This is a genomic window from Streptomyces sp. BL1, from assembly GCF_057628045.1.
The window spans coordinates 4069847-4089630 of record NZ_JBXYWZ010000002.1; the positions used below are offsets into that span (position 1 = coordinate 4069847).

Consider the following 19784-nt stretch of genomic DNA (forward strand, 5'->3'; position numbering starts at 1 on the left):
GCGAGGCGAGTTCCGGGGAGGTCAGAACGCCGCTTCGTCGAGCTCCATCACCGACTGGTCGACGGACTCGGCCAGTTCGCGCTGGATCCGCAGGTTCGGCAGCACGTTCGCGGCGAAGAACTTCGCCGCGGCGATCTTGCCCTCGTAGAACGGCTTGTCCTTCGCGGAGGCCGAGGCCAGCTTCCCGGCCGCGACAGCGGCGCCGCGCAGCAGCAGGTAGCCGATGACGACGTCGCCCGAGGCGAGCAGGAAGCGGGTGGTGTTGAGGCCCACCTTGTAGATGGACTTGACGTCCTTCTCGGTGGCGGCGAGGTCGGTCAGCATGGCGCCGACGATCGCCTCCAGGTCCACGGCGGCCTGCGACAGCTGGTCCCGGGCCGGGGCCAGGTCCTCGCCGCCCTGCGCCTCGGACAGGAACTTCTTGATCTCCTCCGAGAGGGCCGTCATGGCCTGGCCCTGGTCGCGGACGACCTTGCGGAAGAAGAAGTCCTGGCCCTGGATCGCGGTGGTGCCCTCGTAGAGGGTGTCGATCTTGGAGTCCCGGATGTACTGCTCGACCGGGTACTCCTGCAGGTAGCCGGAGCCGCCCAGGGTCTGCAGCGACTGCGCCAGCTGCTCGTACGACTTCTCCGAGCCGTAGCCCTTGACGATCGGCAGCAGCAGGTCGTTGAGCCGCGTCTCGGCCGAGGCGTCCTCGCCGTCGTGCTCCTTGACGAGGATCTGGTCCTGCACGGTGGCGGTGTAGAGCACCAGGGCGCGCATGCCCTCCGCGTACGCCTTCTGCGTCATCAGCGAGCGGCGCACGTCCGGGTGGTGGGTGATGGTGACGCGCGGCGCCTTCTTGTCCGTGAACTGCGCCAGGTCGGCGCCCTGCACGCGCTCCTTGGCGTACTCCAGCGCGTTCAGGTAGCCCGTCGAGAGGGTGGCGATGGCCTTCGTACCGACCATCATCCGCGCGAACTCGATGATCTTGAACATCTGGCGGATGCCGTCGTGCTTCTCGCCCAGCAGCCAGCCCTTGGCGGGGGCGTTGGCGCCGAAGGTCATCTCGCAGGTGTTGGAGGCCTTCAGGCCCATCTTGTGCTCGACGTTGGTGGCGTAGACGCCGTTGCGCCCGCCCAGCTCGCCGGTCTCCCAGTCGAAGTCGAACTTCGGCACGATGAACAGCGAGAGGCCCTTGGTGCCCGGGCCGTGGCCCTCGGGGCGGGCCAGCACGAAGTGCACGATGTTCTCGGACATGTCGTGCTCACCGGAGGTGATGAAGCGCTTCACACCCTCGATGTGCCACGAACCGTCGTCCTGCTGCGTGGCTTTCGCACGGCCGGCGCCGACGTCCGAGCCGGCGTCCGGCTCGGTGAGCACCATCGTGGAGCCCCACTGCTTGTCCGCCATCAGCTTGGCGATCTTGTGCTGCTCGTCGGTGCCCTCCTCGTGGAGAACGCCGGCGAAGGCCGGGCCCGAGGCGTACATCCACACGGCCGGGTTGGACCCAAGAATCGTTTCCGCGAAGCCCCAGAGCAGCGAGCGCGGCGCGGTGGTGCCGCCGATCTCCTCCGGGATGCCCAGGCGCCACCACTCGGCGTCCATGTAGGCCTGGTAGCTCTTCTTGAAGGCGGCGGGAACGGGCGCGGTGTTGGTCTCCGGGTCGAAGACCGGCGGGTTGCGGTCGCTCTCCTCGTAGGAGGCGGCCAGCTCGTTCTCGGCAAGGCGCGCGATCTCCGACAGCACGCTCTTCGCGGTCTCGACGTCCATCTCGGCGAACGGTCCGGTGCCGTACACCGTGTCGCGGCCGAGCACCTCGAAGAGGTTGAACTCGATGTCGCGGAGATTCGACTTGTAGTGCCCCATGGCGACGGCTCCGTTATGACTCGTCTGGCAGGTACGGCTTGTTCTGGTGTGATAGCCGGTCACCGATAATGCTACCCGCCGGTAATAAGAAGCAACCCCCAACCGCCCTTCTGTGACTGGTTACTCTTTCCCGCATGTACGGCTACGACCAGACCGCGTCCGCAGGGCAGGGCTATCCGCACGGCGGGCAGCAGTACGGCCAGCAGCAGTACGCGGGCCAGCAGACCCAGCCGCCTCCCTACGGCCAGCCGGGGCCGGGGGACGGCCAGCCGGCGTATCCGGAGCCGACGCCGCCCTCGCTGCAGGAGGCGGTGCGGGCTTTCACCACGGGCTCGATGTCCTCCGAGGACTTCCAGGGGATCTTCTCCGGCTCGAAGGTCTACTGCCCGCGCGGTGACACCCCCGGCTTCCTCGCCCTGCACAACACCCAGCAGCCGGTGATCCCGATGTTCACCTCGCTCAAGGAGCTGCGGGGGTACGCCGGCAAGGAGTCCAAGTACTTCGTGATCACCGGCGCGGAGGTGCTGGACCTGCTGCCGTCCGGGTACGGCTTCGTCCTCGACATGGAGGGCGACCACCGCGTCGTCTTCGACGCCAAGGCGGTCGAGGAGATGGTCGACTTCGCGATGCGCCGCATGTACGGGTGACGGCTGGCGCTTGGCCCCTCCGCGACGCCTGAGGCGTCGACCCCTTGTTTCTCTCCGCCGCGACGGTGAGCAGTCCGGCGGATCCGGTCGGCGGTGTGGGCGCGACGTGCGCCGATACCGCCGGTGCGCGGCGCTGTGCCCGCCCGCCGCTGCGGCGGGGAAAACGCTTCGGCCGCCCCCCGGGAATGCGACTCACTGGCGGGTTGTTCATTGTTCAACTAGATTGAATGGTGAACCGAGGAGGACGCCATGCCCGCCATCACCGTCGAGAACCCGCTCGAACTCCCCCGCGTCGCGGCCCCCGCCGACGGCGAGAACCGCCCGGTGCTCGCCGTCAGCACCGCGCCCTCCGGCTTCGAGGGGGAGGGCTTCCCGGTGCGCCGGGCCTTCGCGGGCGTCCACCAGCGGCACCTGGACCCGTTCATCATGATGGATCAGATGGGCGAGGTGGAGTACGCGCCGGGCGAGCCGAAGGGCACGCCCTGGCACCCGCACCGCGGCTTCGAGACCGTCACGTACCTCATCGACGGCACCTTCGTGCACCAGGACTCCGAGGGCGGCGGCGGCACCATCAACGGCGGCGACACCCAGTGGATGACCGCCGGCTCCGGACTGCTGCACATCGAGGCCCCGCCGGAGCAACTCGTCGTCTCCGGCGGCCTGTTCCACGGACTGCAGCTGTGGGTGAACCTGCCGTCCAAGGACAAGATGACCACGCCGCGCTACCAGGACATCGGCGGCGGCAACGTCAAGCTGCTGAGCACCCCCGATGGCGGCGCCCTGCTCCGCGTCATCGCCGGTGAACTCGACGGACACCAGGGCCCGGGCGTCACGCACACCCCGATCACGATGATCCACGCGACGGTCTCCCCCGGCGCGGAGATCACGCTGCCGTGGCGCAGGGACTTCAACGCCCTGGCGTACGCGATGGCCGGGCGCGGAACCGTCGGCGCCGACCGGCGTCCCGTGCACACCGGGCAGACCGCGGTGTTCGGCACGGGCGACTCGCTGACCGTACGGGCCGACGAGCAGCAGGACGGGAACACCCCGGACCTGGAGATCGTGCTGCTCGGCGGGCAGCCGCTGCGCGAACCGGTCGCGCACTACGGGCCGTTCGTGATGAACAGCCACGCCGAACTCGTCCAGGCCTTCGAGGACTTCCAGGCCGGCCGGCTCGGCCGCATCCCCGGCGAGGCCTGACCCCCGCGGGCGCCGCACGGCGGAGAGCGGCCCGTCAGCCCCACTCGGGCGGCGGGTCGCTCTCGCGCAGCTCGAACCAGATGCACTTGCCCTCGCCCCGCGGGTCCACCCCCCAGCGGCCCGCGAGCATCTCCAGCAGCACCAACCCCCGCCCCGACGAGGCCAGTTCGCCGGGGCGGCGGCGGTGCGGGAGCTCGTCGCTGTTGTCGGCGACCTCCACGCGCAGCAGCCGCTCGCCGCGGTGCCCGCTGATCTCGGCGACCATCAGCGCGTCCCCGTCGGTGTGCACCAGCACGTTCGTCAGCATCTCGGAGAGCATCAGCACCGCGCCGTCCACCTGGTCCTCGCCGGCCCAGTCGTAGAGCAGCCCCTGCAGCTGGTGCCGGGCGTCGGCGATCCGGTCCGGCTGCGCCTGCGCGACGGTGAGCACCGTACGGCGGGCCGATCCCCGCCCCTCGCCGGCTTCCGGCAGGTCCGTGCCGCGCAGCGCGAGCAGCAGCAGCGCGATGTCGTCGTCGCGGCGGTCGGCGAGCGGGCCCGGCGTGTGGTGGGAGGGCGGCCCGTGCACCGCCTGCACCAGCTCGTCCGCGAGCCGCTCCAGATCGTCCTCGTCGGACGGGTCGTGGACGCGGTCCGGGGCGCTGTAGTGCGTATGGAAGATGGTGCCGATCCGCTCCCAGCCGGTCTCCATGTCGTGGCCGCCGGTCTCGATGAGCCCGTCGGTGCACACCAGCAGCGTCTCGCCGGGCTCCAGCACGAGCCGCGTCGTCGGGTACTCCGTGTCCGGCTCCAGCCCCAGCGGCAGCCCGCCCGCCGTCGGCCGGACGAACATCGTGCCGTCCGTCATCCGGATCGCCGGGTCGGGGTGTCCCGCGCGGGCGATGTCGAGGGTGCCGGTGACCGGGTCGACCTCGATGTAGAGGCAGGTGGCGAACCGCGCGTCGGTCTCCCCCAGTTCGTCCCTGCCGCCGGTCTCCCCCTCAGGACCCGGCTCGCCCTCCGTCTCCGCCGCGTCCATCCCGGCGAGGAACCGGGAGGCCCGGGAGAGCACCGCGTCCGGATGGTGCCCCTCGGAGGCGTACGCGCGCAGCGCGATCCGCAGCTGCCCCATGATCCCGGCGGCCCGTACGTCGTGGCCCTGCACATCGCCGATGACCATCGCCGTACGGCCGGACGGCAGCGGGATCACGTCGTACCAGTCGCCGCCGACCTGCAGCCCGCCGCCGGTCGGGATGTAGCGCGCCGCCACCGACATCCCCGCGACGCTCGGCTTGTGCACCGGGCGCATGGTGCGCTGCAGACCGTCCGTCAGCTCCCGTTCGGTCTCGTGCCGGCTCGTCCGCGACAGGGCCTGCGCCAGCATCCGCGCCACCGTCGTCAGCACGGCCCGCTCGTCGGGGGTGAACGCGACGGGGTACGCGAAGGCCGCCATCCACGCGCCGATGGTGCGCCCCGCGACGACCAGCGGCAGGAACGCCCACGACTGCCGCCCGAACGGTTCCACCAGCGGCCACGTCGCCGGATAGCGGCGACGGTACTCGTCCGGCGACGCCAGATAGATGGCCCGCCCCGTACGCACCACCTCGGTCGCCGGATAGTCCGTCACCAGCGGCATCTCGGTGAACGCCTGCTCCTGACCGTCCTCGTGGCCGTGGTGCCCGATGACGGTGAGCCGGTCGCCCTCGGCGCCGAAGACGGCGAGCCCGTCGGGGGAGAAGCCCGGCATCGCCAGCGAGGCGGCCACGCGCAGCACTTCGGCCGTGGTGTACGCCTCGGCCAGCGCCCGCCCCGCGTCCAGCAGGAACGCCTCGCGGTTCCGCCGCCAGTCGCCGGTGACCGGGCTCTGCGCGGGAGACGGGTCGGGCACCTCGGAGAGCGTCCCGATCAGGTGGACGTCGTCGTCCTCGTGCCGCGGGCTGAGTCGGGCGCGCACCGTCCGTACGACGTCGCCGTCCGCGTCGACGACGCGCAGCAGCGCCTCGGAGACCGCGCCCTCGGCGACGGCGAGCGTGACGATGCCCTGGAGTTCGACGAAGTCGACGACGTGGAGGTGGGCGCGGACCGTGGACTGGGCGACGGTCAGGGCGCCCGTACTGTGCTGCGTTCCGCTGGTGCCGGGCAGTCCCAGCAGCCGGGCCGCCCGTGCGTTGCATGTCACCGTGTGGGTGGCGGTCTCCCAACGCCAGAGGCCCGTGTTCACGGCCGCCAGGACGTCCTCGGTGCGCATTGCCCCACTTTAGGTAGGTTGCGGAATCTGGGGCGAGTGGGGCTGGGCCAGGGCGGTAGTCTGAGGGGCGCCCCCACGTGACCTCTGAGACCGACGACTGGATTGATGATGCATCGGTACCGTTCCCACACCTGCGGCGAGCTCCGTGCCACGGACGTCGGCGCCGACGTCCGCCTCAGTGGCTGGCTGCACAATCGTCGGAACCTGGGCGGCATCAACTTCATCGATCTGCGCGACCACCACGGCATCACGCAGCTGGTCGTCCGGCCCGAGCAGACCGAGGTCAACGAGCTGCTGAGCTCGCTGTCGAAGGAGTCCACGCTCCGCATCGACGGCATCGTCCGCGAGCGCGGCGCGGAGAACGTCAACCCCGAACTCCCCACCGGCGAGGTCGAGGTCGAGGTCTCCGACGTCGAGGTGCTGGGCGCGGCGGAGCAGATCCCCTTCACCATCAACGCCGAGGACGGGGTCAACGAGGAGAAGCGCCTCGAATACCGCTTCCTCGACCTGCGCCGCGAGCGCATGCACCGCAACATCATGCTGCGCTCGCAGGTCATCGCGAAGATCCGCGAGAAGATGGTCGCGCAGGGCTTCAACGAGATGGCCACCCCGATCCTGTCGGCCACCTCCCCCGAGGGCGCCCGGGACTTCCTCGTCCCCTCGCGGCTGCACGCCGGCAAGTTCTACGCACTGCCGCAGGCCCCGCAGCAGTTCAAGCAGCTGCTGATGATCGCGGGCTTCGACCGCTACTTCCAGATCGCGCCCTGCTTCCGCGACGAGGACGCCCGCGCCGACCGCTCGCCGGGCGAGTTCTACCAGCTCGACATGGAGATGAGCTTCGTCGAGCAGGAGGACGTCTTCGCGGTCATCGAGAAGCTGATGACCGAGCTCTTCCAGGAGCTCGGCGAGGGACGCGAGTGCACCTCCCCGTTCCCGCGCATCCCGTTCCGCGAGGCGATGCTCAAGTACGGCTCGGACAAGCCGGATCTGCGCGCCCAGCTGGAGCTGACCGATGTGTCGGACGTCTTCGAGGGCTCCGGCTTCAAGGCCTTCGCGGGCAAGCACGTCCGCGCGCTGGCGGTGCCGGACACCGCGGACCAGCCCCGCAAGTTCTTCGACCAGATGGGAGACTTCGCCGCCGAGCAGGGCGCGAAGGGCCTCGCCTGGGTGCGGGTCGGCGACGACGCGACGCTGACCGGGCCGATCGCCAAGTTCCTCACCGAGGACGACACCACGGCGCTGCTGACCGCGCTGAACGCGAAGCCGGGTACGGCGATCTTCTTCGGCGCCGGTGAGTTCGACGAGGTCTCCAAGATCATGGGCGCGGTGCGGGTCGAGGTGGCCAAGCGCACCGGGCACTTCGAGGAGGGCGTCTTCCGGTTCTGCTGGATCGTCGACTTCCCGATGTACGAGAAGGACGAGGACACCGGCGAGATCGAGTTCTCCCACAACCCCTTCTCGATGCCGCAGGGCGGCCTCGAGGCGCTGCAGACCAAGGACCCGCTGGACATCCTGGCCTTCCAGTACGACATCGTCTGCAACGGCGTCGAGCTCTCCTCCGGCGCGATCCGGAACCACGAGCCCGAGATCATGTTCAAGGCGTTCGACATCGCGGGCTACGGCAAGGAGGACGTGGAGCGCGAGTTCGGCGGCATGCTGCGCGCGTTCCAGTTCGGCGCCCCGCCGCACGGTGGCATCGCCCCGGGCATCGACCGCATCGTGATGCTGCTGGCGGACGAGCCGAACATCCGCGAGACGATCGCGTTCCCGCTGAACGGCAACGCGCTCGACCTCATGATGGGCGCGCCCAGCGAGGTCGACGAGAAGCGCCTGAAGGAACTCCACCTCCAGGTCCGCAAGCCCAAGCTGTGACGCTGCGCTCGCGTCCCGCCGCGTGAAAAGGGGCCCGGAACCGACAAGGTTCCGGGCCCCTTTCACATGTCGTGTGGGCGGCTGGTCCGCCCAGAGGGCGGAACGGGCGGGCACACGGACCGCACCCGCGAGGTCTGTCCCGCACACACCCGACGGCCGCGCGCGCCGCGCCGGGCGCCCCGTGCCGCTGGGGGCACGTGCCGTACGCGGGCCGCGGCCCGGTTGTGCCCACCCGTTCCGCCCCTCGGGCGGACCGAGTGCCCACAACCTGCTACTTGGGGTCTTCCAGCCTCGGGAAGAGGACCGCGCCCTTGGTTACCGTGGCGCCCGCGGGAAGCTGACCCCAGCGCGCCGCGTCGCCCACCCGCTGGTCGGCAAGCGCACCCAAGTGCGCTTCCGCGCCGAGCGAATCCCACAGCTTCTGCGAGGTCTCCGGCATCACCGGATTCAGCAGCACCGCGCAGGCGCGCAGCGACTCCGCCGCGGTGTAGAGGATCGTCGCGAGGCGCGCCTGCGCCTCCTCGCCCTCCGCGCCTTCCGCCTTCGCCGTCTTGGCGACCTTCCACGGCTCCTGCTCCGTGAGGTAGCCGTTGACGAGCTTCACGAAGTCGAAGACCGCCTGGATGCCGCCGGCGAAGTCCAGCTGCTCGCCGATCTTCTCGTCGGCCTCCGCGACGGCCTTCGCCAGCCCGTCGGTCACGGCCTGCTCGGCCGGTCCGTACGCGGTGGCCTCCGGCAGCTCGCCGCCGAAGTACTTGCCGACCATCGCGGCGACCCGGGAGGCCAGGTTGCCGTAGTCGTTGGCCAGTTCACTGGTGTAGCGCGCTGAGAAGTCCTCCCAGGAGAAGGAGCCGTCCTGGCCGAAGGCGATGGCGCGCAGGAAGTACCAGCGGTACGCGTCGACGCCGAAGTGCTCGGTGAGGTCCTGCGGCTTGATGCCCGTCAGGTTGGACTTGCTCATCTTCTCGCCGCCGACCATCAGCCAGCCGTTCGCGGCGATCCTGCCGGGCAGCGGCAGGCCGTTGGCCATCAGCATCGCCGGCCAGATCACCGCGTGGAAGCGGAGGATGTCCTTGCCCACGAGGTGCACGTCCGCCGGGAAGGTCTCCTCGAACCGCTCCTGGTCCGCGCCGTAGCCCACGGCCGTCGCGTAGTTGAGCAGCGCGTCGACCCACACGTAGATGACGTGCTTGTCGTCCCAGGGGACCTGCACGCCCCAGTCGAAGGTGGACCGGGAGATGGAGAGGTCCTCCAGGCCCTGCCGGACGAAGTTCACGACCTCGTTGCGCGCGGACTCGGGCTGGATGAACTCGGGGTGCGCCTCGTAGTGGTCCAACAGCTTCTGCCCGTACTCGGAGAGCTTGAAGAAGTAGTTCTCCTCCTGGAGCATCTCCACCGGCTTCTTGTGGATCGGGCAGAGCTTCTGGCCCTCGAACTCGCCCTCGCCGTCGAGGAGTTCGCCGTAGGTCTTGTACTCCTCGCAGCCCACGCAGTACGGGCCCTCGTACCCGCCCCGGTAGATCTCGCCCTTGTCGTAGAGGTCCTGGACGAACTCCCGGACGCGGTCGGTGTGCCGCTTCTCCGTCGTACGGATGAAGTCGTCGTTGGCGATGTCCAGGTGCTCCCAGAGGGGCTTCCAGGCATCCTCGACGAGCTTGTCGCACCACTCCTGCGGGGAGACCCCGTTCGCTTCGGCAGTGCGCATGATCTTCTGACCGTGCTCGTCCGTGCCGGTGAGGTACCACACCTTCTCACCGCGCTGGCGGTGCCAGCGGGTGAGCACGTCGCCTGCGACGGTCGTATAGGCGTGGCCCAGGTGAGGAGCGTCGTTCACGTAGTAAATGGGGGTGGAGACGTAGAACGTCTGCTTCCCCTTCTGCTCTGATCCAGTGGCCGCCATGGCCGAAATCCTATCGGCCCCGGGGAAGGGGTTTTCTCCCCTCGCCCCCGTGCCCTCCGGACGGGCGGTGCGCGGCGCGGCTGACCTGTTCACTCCTCGTTCATTCGTAGGTTGATCTCCGGCGGATCTACGCCCATAGCGTCGCCGCGCGTAGAGACGGACATCCGGAGGAAACATGCGCAAGCTGCTGCCGATGCTCGGGGCGTCGCACCCCGGCGGACGATCGGCGATGACGTGTCGGTACCGCTGTGGCGATGCCTGCTTCCACGAGGTGCCCAACACCAGTGGGAACGAATACGTCGGCGACGTCATCAACCGGGCGCTGTCCCGGCGCTCGATGCTGCAGGCCGGTGCCGTGGTCGGCGCCGCCGCCGTGGCGGGCTCGGGCCTCGGCGCCCCGGACCGCGCCGCGGCCGCGCCCGCCGCGGGTGCCGCGCCGGGTGCCGCGTCCGGCGCGGACGTGAAGGCGGCCAAGGGCCTGCGCTTCGCTCCGGTCGAGCCGAACACCGCGGACAAGGTGACCGTGCCCCGCGGGTACGAGCAGAACATCGTGATCAAGTGGGGCGAGCCGATCCTGCGGGGGGCGCCGGACTTCGACCCGAAGAAGCAGTCGGCGAAGGCCCAGGAGGGCCAGTTCGGCTACAACAACGACTTCCTGTCGCTGCTGCCGCTGGACAGCGAGCCCGGCCGGCAGCTGATGGTGGCGAACCACGAGTACACCGACGAAGAGCTGATGTTCGCCGGGTACGACGCGGACAACCCCACCCGTGAGCAGGTCGGGATCGCGTGGGCCGCGCACGGCCTGTCGGTGGTCGTGGTGGAGGAGGACAAGAAGACCGGCGCGGTGAAGGCCGTACCGCGGCACCGGCTGAACCGCCGTGTCACCGCCACCACCCCGTTCCGCGTGACCGGGCCCGCCGCCGGCAGCGAGCTGCTCCGCACCTCCGCCGACCCGCAGGGCCGCACCGTCCTGGGCACCCTCAACAACTGCTCGGGCGGCACCACCCCGTGGGGCACGACGCTGCACGGCGAAGAGAACGTCGACATGTACTTCGCGAACACCGAGAAGGTGAAGGACGCGGAGCACAAGAAGCGGCTGGAGCGGTACGCGCTGAAGGGCACCGACTCCGAGCGCAAGTGGGAGCGCTTCGACAAGCGCTTCGACGTGACGAAGGAGCCGCACGAGCCGCACCGGTTCAACTGGGTCGTCGAGCTCGACCCGTACGACCCGGAGTCCACGCCGCGCAAGCGCACCGCGCTCGGCCGGTTCAAGCACGAGGGCGCGCAGCCCCGGCTGACCCGCGACGGGCGTCCCGTCGTCTACATGGGCGACGACGAGCGCTTCGAGTACCTCTACAAGTTCGTCTCCTCGAAGCGGATGATGCGCGGCGACAGCCGGCCGGCCCGCGAGTACAACATGACGCTGCTCGACGAGGGCACGCTGTACGTGGCCAAGCTGACCGGCGACAGCCCGGCCTCCGCCATCGACGGCAAGGGCAAGCTGCCCGAGGACGGCGAGTTCGACGGCAAGGGCCAGTGGATCCCGCTGGCCACCGGCGACGAGTCGCACGTGCCCGGCATGACGGCCGAGGAGGTGTACGTCTTCGCGCGGCTCGCCGGTGACAAGGTGGGCGCCACGAAGATGGACCGCCCCGAGGACGTCGAGGCCAGCCCCCGCACCGGCCGGGTGTACGCGGCGCTCACCAACAACATCGACCGCGGCAAGGCCGGCAAGGCGGGCCCGGACGAGGCGAACCCGCGCAGCAACAACAAGCACGGGCAGATCCTGGAGTTCGCCGAGCGCGGCGACGACCCGGGGGCCGACCGCTTCGAGTGGCGGCTGTTCCTGGTCTGCGGAGACCCTTCAGACCCCTCGACGTACTTCGGCGGCTTCCCGAAGGACCAGGTCAGCCCGATCTCCTGCCCGGACAACGTCACCTTCGACGCGTACGGCAACCTGTGGCTGTCCACCGACGGCAATGAACTGGGCTCGCACGACGGCCTGTTCGGCGTCGCCACCCGCGGTGACAAGCGCGGCCAGGTGCGGCAGTTCCTGACCATGCCGACGGGCGCCGAGACCTGCGGCCCCGTGGTGCAGGACCGGCGCGTGCTGGTCTCCGTGCAGCACCCGGGCGAGGTCGACGGCGCGAGCGTCGAGAAACCCGCCTCCGCCTGGCCCGACGGCAAGGGCTCCTACGTCCGCCCCTCGGTGGTCTCCGTCTGGCGCGCCGACGGCGGGGCCATCGGGGTCTGACACAGCGGGGTCTGACGCCCGCGAGACGTACGGCCGGCGGCCCGGGTGTCCCGCGGGACCCCGGGCCGCCGTGCGTCGGTGCGTCCCCTGTTGCCCGTTGATCGTCGGCGGTGTGGCCGGTCTGAGGATGCTGCACTGACCTGCGCCGAGGCGCTCCGGAGGGCGCCCGGAAGGGCTCGCCCGCGCGGGGCACGGCCGGTGGCGACCCCTGCTGCCCCGTGCGAGGCTGCCCGTACGGTATCGCCTGGTAAGTCCGGATTGCGTCCGCGGTGCCGAGTCGACCTAGCGAGTGCAGCCATGGAACGACCCAGCATCCTGATCGTCGGCGGAGGCTTCGCCGGAGTCGAGTGCGCGCGGCGCCTGGAGCGCCAACTCGCACCGCACGAAGCGAAGATCACGCTCGTCACGCCCAACAGCTACGAGCTCTACCTCCCCCTCCTGCCCCAGGTCGCCTCCGGCGTCCTCACCCCGCAGGCCGTCGCGCCGCCGCTGCGCCGCCAGTTGCGGCGCACCTCCATCGTTCCCGGCGGTGTGATCGGCGTGGACACCCGCTCCAAGGTCTGCGTCGTACGGCTGATCACGGACGAACTGGTCAACCAGCGCTACGACTACCTCGTGCTCACCCCCGGCAGCGTCACCCGCACCTTCGACATCCCGGGCCTCACCGAGCACGCGCGCGGCATGAAGACCCTCGCGGAGGCCGCCGGCGTACGCGACCACGTCATCGCGCAGCTCGACCTGGCCTGCGCGACGAGCGACGAGGCCGAACGCGCGTCCCGGCTGCGGTTCGTGGTCGTCGGCGGCGGCTACGCGGGCACCGAGACCGTCGCCTGTCTGCAGCGGCTCACCAACTCGGCGCTCAAGCGGTACCCCCGGCTCGACCCGCGGCTGATCAAGTGGCACCTGATCGACATCGCGCCGAAGCTCATGCCCGAACTCGGCGACCGGCTCGGCCAGCGGGCCATGGAGATCGTCAGCAACCGCGGCACCGAGGTGTCCCTGGGCGTGTCCGTCTCCGAAGTCACCGAGGACACCGTCACGTTCACCGACGGCCGGGTGCTGCCCTGCCGGACCCTCATCTGGACCGCGGGCGTCGCCGCCAGCCCGCTGATCGCCACGCTCGACCGGGAGACGGTCAAGGGCAGGCTCCTCGTCAACCCGGACCTCAGCGTCCCCGGACTCGACGGGGTCTTCGCGCTCGGCGACGCCGCCGCCGTTCCCGACCTCGCCAAGGGCGAGCCGGACGCCGTCTGCCCGCCCACCGCGCAGCACGCGATGCGCCAGGGCTGGAAGATGGCCCGCAATCTCACCGCCACCGTGCGCGGCATGCCGCGCGAGGCGTACCGGCACAAGGACCTGGGGCTCGTCGTCGACCTGGGCGGCGCGGACGCGGTCGCCAAGCCCGTGGGGGTCGAACTCTCCGGACTCCCGGCGCAGTTCGTGGCCCGCAGCTACCACCTGGCGGCGCTGCGCACCGGGACGGCCCGCTTCCGTACGGCCGCGCTGTGGGCGCTGAACGCCGCCACCGGTGACGACTTCGTCCGTACGGGTTTCGTCGGCGGGCGGCGCGCCATCACGCTGTCGGACTTCGAGCGCACCGACGGCTACCTCGACGCCGACCAGGTCGCCGCGGCGGTCGCCGGGGACAACGCGGGTATCCGGGCCGCGTGACCGTGCGGGTCCCGCCCCCGTGTCCCGTACGCCGGGATACGGGGGCGGTGCTCTGTCCGCTCCGGTTCCGTACGGGCACGGGCGGGGCGGGCCGCGGGACGAGGCCGTGCGTTCACGGTTCCGGGAATGGACAGTGCTGGCAGACTGGCTCCGCTTACTGGAAGGAGCCCGGATGTCCATGGCACGTCACCTCCGCAAGGCGGCGCGTATCCCGCGTCCCAGGGGGCGCGTCGACCTCAGTCACCCTGTGCGGTCGCCGCTCGGCTCGTCGGTGGTCAACTGTGTCGCGTACGTCGACGGCGTACGGCAGGAGGGCGAAGACTCCGCGGCGTCCGCGAGCGAGGCCGTGAAGCGGGTGCGCGAGTGCGGTGAGGGGTTCGTCTGGATCGGACTGCACGAACCGCAGGAGCAGGAGTTCGCCGAGATCTCCGAGCTGCTCGGACTGCATCCGCTGGCCGTCGAGCACGCCCTCCAGGGCCACCAGCGGCCGAAGCTGGAGCGCTACGACGACATGCTGCTCACCGTGCTGAAGACGGTGCGCTACTGCGATCACACCGAACTCACCGCCACCAGCGAGGTGGTGGACAGCGGTGAGGTGATGGTCTTCCTCGGCCCGGACTACGTGATCACCGTGCGGCACGGCGGGCACGGCTCGCTGGGCCCGATCAGGGAGGGTCTGGAGGCCCGCCCCGAGCAGCTGGCCAAGGGCCCGTCGGCGGTGCTGCACGCGATCGCCGACCAGATCGTCGACGACTACGTCGCCGTCGCCGACTGCTTCCAGGACGACCTGGACCGGGTCGAGTCGGAGGTCTTCGCGCGGGAGTCCGTGTCCGGCGCCGACCCGGGGCGCGTGTATCAGCTCAAGCGTGAACTGCTGGAGCTCAAGCGGGCCGTGGCGCCGCTGGACCGCCCGCTGCACACGCTCTCGACGCAGCCGCTGAGCCTGGTGGAACCGGAGATCCAGACGTACTTCCGGGACGTCGCCGACCATCTGGCCGTCGTCACCGAGCAGGTCGCCTCCTTCGACGACCTGATCAACTCCATACTGCAGGCGAATCTCGCGCAGATGTCCGTCGCGCAGAACGAGTCCATGCGCAAGATCACCTCCTGGGCGGCGATCATCGCCGTACCCACGATGGTGTGCGGCGTGTACGGCATGAACTTCGACCACATGCCGGAACTGCACTGGCGGTTCGGCTATCCGCTGGCGCTCGCCGTCATCACGGTGGTCTGCGCCGCGCTGTACCGCGGCTTCCGGCGCAGCGGCTGGCTCTGAGGCCGGCGGCGGCTCCAGCCTCCGCGCCCCTTCGCGCGCTCGTCACACGTGGAGGGTGCGGCCGTCGTGGGCGGTTTCGAAGGGTACGGAGGCGTCGGGCAGTCCGGCGAGCATGTCGGCCGACATGTGTGTGAGGACGGTGCGCCGGGCGTTCAGACGGGCCCGGTGTTCCACCAGATCGGCGAGGCGCAGATGGTACGGGACCGGCTTGTCCCGGAAGTAGGCCTCGGCGATGAGGAGATCGGCCCCGTCGGCCGCCGCCACGAGGGCATCCGTCCACGCCGTGTCGCCGGTGCAGGCGACGGTCCGGCCCGCGAGGGTGATGCGCAGCGCCAACGGCGGGGCGCCGCACGGGTGGTCGACCTCCCACGCGGTGACACGGGCCCCCGCGACGTCCGTGGTGCGGCCCGGCTCCAGCTCCACGACCCGTACGTCGAACTTGCGCCGTACGGCCGACGAGCCGGGGAACATCAACTCCTGGGCTGCGGTGAGCCGTTCGGCGGTGCCGGGCGGGCCGGCGACGGTGAGCGGCGCCGTACGGCCGGAGAACTGGCCGTCGAGGATCAGGAACGGCAGCCCGCCGAAGTGGTCGCCGTGCAGATGGGACACGAGGACGGCGCCGATCTCGCCGGGGTCGAAGCCCTGCGACTTGAGCGCCGTCAGCGACGTGGCCCCGCAGTCCACGAGCAGCGCGGGCGCGGTCTCCGCGCGGGTCTCCGTCGCGGTGCCGGTCTCGGCGTCCGCCTCTGTCGCTGGGTCGGCCTCTGTCGCGGTGGCGGTGCCCGGCTCGTCGCGTGCCCGCAGGTGGACGCAGGCCTGGAAGCGTCCGCCGCTGCCGAACGCGTCGCCCGACCCCACGAAGGTCACCGTCAGCGCTGTCATTCGGTCCGCTGCGTCGTCCGCCGGCTTGTCTGCCGCGCTGTCCGCCGTGCCAACTGCCGTTCCGGCCATGCCAGTCCGCCTCCGACTCTCGCCCGTCTCGCCGTCCCTGTCGCATTTCCGCCGGTCCCCGTGGGTGGGAGCCCCGGATACTGGGCGGGTGACTCCACACGAGACGCTCCGCGGACGCCGTACCCACACCGTGACCGACAGTCCCATGGGACCCCTCACGCTCGTCGCCGTCGACGGCGAACTCGCCGGGCTCTACATGACGGAGCAGCGGCACCGGCCGGACGGGGCGACGTTCGGCCCCCGCGAACCGGGTGCGCTGCCCGCCGTGGTGGAGCAGCTCGACGCATACTTCGCCGGTGAACGCACCGTCTTCGACCTGCCGTTGCGGCTCGACGGTACGCCGTTCCAGCAGGCGGTCTGGGCGGCGCTCCGGGAAATCCCGTACGGGGAGACCACCACGTACGGGGAGCTCGCGCGGCGTCTCGGCCGCCCCTCCGCCTCGCGCGCCGTCGGCATGGCCAACGGCCGCAACCCGGTCGGGATCATCGTGCCCTGCCACCGCGTCGTCGGCGCGGCCGGAGACCTGACCGGCTACGGCGGAGGTCTGGACCGCAAGCGCCGCCTGCTCGACCACGAACGCGCCCGCGTCCGCCCGTTGCTCCCGCTCGACGCGTAGCCGGATCCGGCGCGGACCCTCTCGACACGACACGACACGACACGACACGACACGGCACGGCACGGCACGGCACGGCACGGCACGGCACGACTCGACGACAGACGGAGCCCACGTGTTCACCTCGCTCAACGACAAGGCATTACACCTGCGTTCGCTGCACCACGACGGGATGCTGGTGCTCCCCAACGCCTGGGACGCGGGCAGCGCCGTCCTGCTCAGGGAGGCGGGCGCCCGCGCCGTCGGCACCACCAGCGGCGGCGTCTCCTGGGCGCACGGCAGCCCCGACGGGCAGCACCTCACCCGTACGCGGATGACGGCCGCCGCCTCGGCGATCGCCGCGGCCGTGCCCGGACTCCCGGTCACCGTGGACGTCGAGGGCGGCTACGGGCCGGACCCGCGGGACGTCGCCGCCACCGTCGAGGAGGCTGTCGCGGCCGGCGCGGCGGGCATCAACCTGGAGGACTCCACCGCGCCCGGCGGCCCGCTGTTCACCGTCGCGGAACAGACCGCGCGCCTCCGCGCGGCCCGGGAGGCTGCCGTCTCCGGCGGAGTGCCCGACCTGGTGATCAACGCCCGTACGGATGTCGTCCTGTTCGGCGTGGGCGCCCCGGACGACCGCCCCGCCGCGGTACGGGCCAGGGCGGCCGCGTACGAAGAGGCGGGCGCCGACTGCCTGTTCGTGCCCGGCATGACCGGCCTGGACGACCTCAAGTCCCTCACGGCGGACGTGGTCCTGCCGGTCAACGTGATGGCGGGGCCGGGCGCCCCGGACGTCGCCGCGCTGCGGGACGCCGGGGTGCGGCGCGTCAGCGTGGGGACGGCCCTCACCCAGGTCGCGTACACGGCGGCCCTGCGCGCCGCGCGGGAACTGCTGGACAGCGGCACGTACGCCTCGTACGAGGGCACCCTCGACTACGGCACCCTGAACGGCTACTTCGACCGCGCGGACTGATGGCGCGGGCTGAGCGGCTGCGGTTCACGCGGGGGACGCACAGTTCCCCGCGCCCCTTTCGTCAGCCCTGCTGAGCCAGGAACGTGTCCACCTCGTCGCGCTGGGCCAGGGAGGGCTGTGCGCCGGCGCGGGTCGTGCTGACGGCCGCGGCGGCGCACGCCCAGCGCGCGGCCTGTTCGAGCGTGCGGTCCTCGGCGAGGGCGACCGCGAGCGCGCCGCAGAACGAGTCTCCGGCCGCCGTCGTGTCGACGGGCCGTACGGGGAAGGCCGGGATGTGCAGGCTCGCCGTTCCCTCGTGCAGCAGGACGCCGTCGCCGCCGAGGGTGACGGCCACCGCGTCCGCGCCGCTCAGCTTGCGGGCCGCGGTGGCCACCTCGTCGAGGGTCCGCGGCACGGACGTACCGGCGAGCGCGGCCAGTTCGGTGCGGTTGGGCACCAGCAGGTCGACGTGCGGTGGCGGTTCGGACCCCTCGACGGCGGGCGCCGGGTTGTGCACCACGAGGCCGCCGGACAGCCGGGCCGCCTCGTGGTTCGCCGCGTCCGGCACCTCCTGCTGGAGCACCGTGACCTTCGCGTTCCGCAGCAGGTCACCGGCGGCCGTGCAGTCCTCGGCCGCCAGCCGGGAGTTGGCGCCGGGGCTGACGATGATGGTGTTCTCGCCCTCCGGGCTGACGGCGATCAGCGCCCGCCCGGTCGGCGTCTCCGCGGTCCGCAGGATGTGCGTCGTGCCGACGCCCTGGCGGCGCGCCGCCTCCAGCATGACCTCGGCCGCGTCGTCGTCGCCGACGCGGCCCACGAAGGAGACCTCCCCGCCGAGCCGTGCGGCGGCGACGGCCTGGTTGGCGCCCTTTCCCCCGGGGTGCTGGGCGATGTCCCCGCCGAGCACCGTCTCGCCCGGCACCGGGTGCTTCGGCACCGGCGCGACGAGATCCAGATTGAGGCTTCCGACGACTGCGATCACTCTTCTGCCCCTGTGTCTCTCTCGACTGGCCAGTCGGCCACGGTCAGTTCGGCTGTTTCGGACGTGTGCGGTGCGCGGGGTGCGGGGGCGCCGTACGGGCCGCCTGAGGAGGCGCGTACGACGAGTCCGGGCGCGAGCCGTATCGCGCGCCGTGGCGCCCCCGCGCCACCACCCGCGCCGTTCCCCGTACCGGAGCCGGCCCCCGGACCGGCCCCGATCGCCGTACCGTTCCCGTTCCCGCTCGCGGCCGGGGTGAGTCGCCGGTCGAGCAACCGCGCGGCCTCGGCCGCCAGTTCCGCCACCGGCTGCCGTACGGTCGTCAGGTCCGGGTCGGCGAGCCCCGCCATGGGGATGTCGTCGAAGCCGGTCACGGCGATGTCGCCGGGCACGTCCACGCCGAGCTGCCGCAGCCGCTGGAGCGCCCCGACGGCGATCAGATCGTTCGCGCAGACGACGGCGTCGGGCCGGGACGGCAGCAGCGCGTCCACGGCCGCCCGGCCGAACTCCACGGAGAAATCCCCCAGTTCGACCCGTCCGGGCGCCTGCGGGTCCAGCGCCCCGGCCCCCGCCTCGTACGCGGCACGGCGCTCGGCCGCCGCGGAAGCGGTGCCGGCCGCACCGGCGAAGCAGGGACGGCGGCGGCCCGCAGCCGCCAGATGGTCCAGCACGAGCGCCATCCCGGCGCCGTTGTCGACGGCCACCGAGTCGGCGACGCCGGGACCGCAGCCGCGGTCCAGCAGGACGAGCGGCACCCGGTCCGCCGCCGCGGCCACCGCGTCCCTGCTGCGGCGCTCGTCGACCGGGACCACCAGCAGCGCGTCGACCTGCCGGTCCAGCAGGGCCGCGATCCGGGCCTTCTCCGTCGCCGGGTCGTCGTCGCAGTCGGCGAGCAGCACGGCCCGTCCGTCGGCGTGCAGCGCGTGCGTCAACTCCCGTACGAGCAGCGGGTAGAAGGGGTTGGTGATCTGCGGCAGCACCAGTCCGACAGTGCCCGTCGAACGGCTGCGGAGCGCGCGGGCGACCTGGTTCGGCCGGTAGCCGAGACGGGCCGCCGCCTCCCGCACCCGGTGAGCCGTAGCGGCGTCGACCGGGCGGCTTCCGGCCAGCACCCGGGACACCGTGGAGACGGAACAGCCCGACGCCCGGGCCACGTCCCGCAGTGTGACGTCCGCCATCGCCTCCAGCCCCTTCGCTCGCGGTCCGGCGGTACGGGAACGTCCCCGTACGCCGTCAGATGGCGGCAAACGTTATCACCACGCCCCGGCCACTCCCAGGGACCTCCGTACGCCCGGGAGCTGGCACATCGGGCGGGCATGATTTCGGCCATTGACATCGTCCGGACCGGTGAGCAAAGTCTTCGGAGAACGATTGCCTGCGATCCGCGGTACGGCCGAGTCGCGCGGCACCGC

Annotated in this window: 14 protein-coding genes; 8 read left to right on the forward strand and 6 right to left on the reverse strand. The window is 71.3% G+C overall.

Features of this window, described 5'->3' with window-relative positions; all coding sequences use genetic code 11:
* Positions 1–21: 21 nt before the first annotated feature.
* Complete coding sequence (locus AC3AGO_RS17980) at positions 22–1848, reverse strand: acyl-CoA dehydrogenase (RefSeq protein ID WP_487821230.1); 1827 nt, start codon at positions 1846–1848, stop codon at positions 22–24.
* Between the two features lie 134 nt (positions 1849–1982).
* Here AC3AGO_RS17980 and AC3AGO_RS17985 point away from each other — a divergent pair, with 134 nt between their 5' ends.
* Positions 1983–2495: an SseB family protein gene (locus tag AC3AGO_RS17985; RefSeq protein WP_487821231.1), complete on the forward strand. Its 513-nt coding sequence runs from the start codon at positions 1983–1985 to the stop codon at positions 2493–2495.
* Between the two features lie 249 nt (positions 2496–2744).
* Positions 2745–3695: a pirin family protein gene (locus AC3AGO_RS17990; RefSeq protein ID WP_487821232.1), complete on the forward strand. Its 951-nt coding sequence runs from the start codon at positions 2745–2747 to the stop codon at positions 3693–3695.
* Positions 3696–3729: 34 nt separating this feature from the next.
* Here the strand turns inward: AC3AGO_RS17990 and AC3AGO_RS17995 are convergent, their stop codons facing one another.
* Positions 3730–5922 (reverse strand): ATP-binding SpoIIE family protein phosphatase, encoded by a 2193-nt coding sequence (locus AC3AGO_RS17995; RefSeq protein WP_487821233.1) that lies wholly within the window; start codon positions 5920–5922, stop codon positions 3730–3732.
* A 108-nt stretch (positions 5923–6030) separates the two neighbouring features.
* Between AC3AGO_RS17995 and aspS the strand changes: the two genes are divergently transcribed.
* Positions 6031–7794: an aspartate--tRNA ligase gene (gene aspS / locus AC3AGO_RS18000; RefSeq protein ID WP_487824700.1), complete on the forward strand. Its 1764-nt coding sequence runs from the start codon at positions 6031–6033 to the stop codon at positions 7792–7794.
* 271 nt (positions 7795–8065) lie between these two features.
* Here the strand turns inward: aspS and metG are convergent, their stop codons facing one another.
* Positions 8066–9694 carry a methionine--tRNA ligase gene (gene metG, locus AC3AGO_RS18005; RefSeq protein WP_487821234.1) on the reverse strand — a complete coding sequence of 543 codons (1629 nt, stop codon included), beginning with the start codon at positions 9692–9694 and terminating at the stop codon, positions 8066–8068.
* Positions 9695–9869: 175 nt separating this feature from the next.
* Between metG and AC3AGO_RS18010 the strand changes: the two genes are divergently transcribed.
* The 3 genes from AC3AGO_RS18010 to corA all read left to right on the forward strand — a co-directional run bounded on the left by AC3AGO_RS18010 (position 9870) and on the right by corA (position 14895).
* Entirely contained in the window at positions 9870–11948 is a 2079-nt protein-coding gene (locus tag AC3AGO_RS18010; protein ID WP_487821235.1) for a PhoX family protein, read from the forward strand.
* Between the two features lie 297 nt (positions 11949–12245).
* On the forward strand, positions 12246–13619 hold the full coding sequence (locus AC3AGO_RS18015) for an NAD(P)/FAD-dependent oxidoreductase (protein ID WP_487821236.1): 1374 nt from the start codon (positions 12246–12248) through the stop codon (positions 13617–13619).
* A 178-nt stretch (positions 13620–13797) separates the two neighbouring features.
* Positions 13798–14895, forward strand: a complete 1098-nt coding sequence (corA, locus tag AC3AGO_RS18020) for a magnesium/cobalt transporter CorA (RefSeq protein WP_487821237.1) — start codon at positions 13798–13800, stop codon at positions 14893–14895.
* A 42-nt stretch (positions 14896–14937) separates the two neighbouring features.
* Here corA and AC3AGO_RS18025 read toward each other — a convergent pair whose 3' ends face one another.
* Positions 14938–15846 (reverse strand): MBL fold metallo-hydrolase, encoded by a 909-nt coding sequence (locus tag AC3AGO_RS18025; RefSeq protein WP_487821238.1) that lies wholly within the window; start codon positions 15844–15846, stop codon positions 14938–14940.
* 88 nt (positions 15847–15934) lie between these two features.
* Here AC3AGO_RS18025 and AC3AGO_RS18030 point away from each other — a divergent pair, with 88 nt between their 5' ends.
* Positions 15935–16462 (forward strand): methylated-DNA--[protein]-cysteine S-methyltransferase, encoded by a 528-nt coding sequence (locus AC3AGO_RS18030; protein ID WP_487821239.1) that lies wholly within the window; start codon positions 15935–15937, stop codon positions 16460–16462.
* A 112-nt stretch (positions 16463–16574) separates the two neighbouring features.
* Positions 16575–17414, forward strand: a complete 840-nt coding sequence (locus AC3AGO_RS18035; protein WP_487821240.1) for an isocitrate lyase/PEP mutase family protein — start codon at positions 16575–16577, stop codon at positions 17412–17414.
* A 61-nt stretch (positions 17415–17475) separates the two neighbouring features.
* Here the strand turns inward: AC3AGO_RS18035 and rbsK are convergent, their stop codons facing one another.
* Both rbsK and AC3AGO_RS18045 read right to left on the reverse strand, forming a co-directional pair.
* A complete protein-coding gene (gene rbsK, locus AC3AGO_RS18040; protein WP_487821241.1) occupies positions 17476–18375 on the reverse strand; it encodes a ribokinase in 900 nt (299 codons plus the stop codon).
* On the reverse strand, positions 18372–19550 hold the full coding sequence (locus tag AC3AGO_RS18045) for a LacI family DNA-binding transcriptional regulator (RefSeq protein ID WP_487821242.1): 1179 nt from the start codon (positions 19548–19550) through the stop codon (positions 18372–18374). Before AC3AGO_RS18045 ends, rbsK begins: the two co-directional genes overlap by 4 nt.
* Positions 19551–19784 lie beyond the last annotated feature (234 nt).

Excerpts from the sequence above, each read along its gene's own strand:
- corA (WP_487821237.1), top strand. The coding sequence starts at position 13,798 with ATGGCACGTCACCTCCGCAAGGCGGCGCGTATCCCGCGTCCCAGGGGG.
- AC3AGO_RS17980 (WP_487821230.1), bottom strand. The coding sequence starts at position 1,848 with ATGGGGCACTACAAGTCGAATCTCCGCGACATCGAGTTCAACCTCTTC.
- aspS (WP_487824700.1), top strand. The coding sequence starts at position 6,031 with ATGCATCGGTACCGTTCCCACACCTGCGGCGAGCTCCGTGCCACGGAC.
- metG (WP_487821234.1), bottom strand. The coding sequence starts at position 9,694 with ATGGCGGCCACTGGATCAGAGCAGAAGGGGAAGCAGACGTTCTACGTC.
- AC3AGO_RS17985 (WP_487821231.1), top strand. The coding sequence starts at position 1,983 with ATGTACGGCTACGACCAGACCGCGTCCGCAGGGCAGGGCTATCCGCAC.
- AC3AGO_RS18015 (WP_487821236.1), top strand. The coding sequence starts at position 12,246 with ATGGAACGACCCAGCATCCTGATCGTCGGCGGAGGCTTCGCCGGAGTC.
- AC3AGO_RS18010 (WP_487821235.1), top strand. The coding sequence starts at position 9,870 with ATGCGCAAGCTGCTGCCGATGCTCGGGGCGTCGCACCCCGGCGGACGA.
- AC3AGO_RS17995 (WP_487821233.1), bottom strand. The coding sequence starts at position 5,922 with ATGCGCACCGAGGACGTCCTGGCGGCCGTGAACACGGGCCTCTGGCGT.
- AC3AGO_RS18025 (WP_487821238.1), bottom strand. The coding sequence starts at position 15,846 with ATGGCCGGAACGGCAGTTGGCACGGCGGACAGCGCGGCAGACAAGCCG.
- AC3AGO_RS17990 (WP_487821232.1), top strand. The coding sequence starts at position 2,745 with ATGCCCGCCATCACCGTCGAGAACCCGCTCGAACTCCCCCGCGTCGCG.
- AC3AGO_RS18045 (WP_487821242.1), bottom strand. The coding sequence starts at position 19,550 with ATGGCGGACGTCACACTGCGGGACGTGGCCCGGGCGTCGGGCTGTTCC.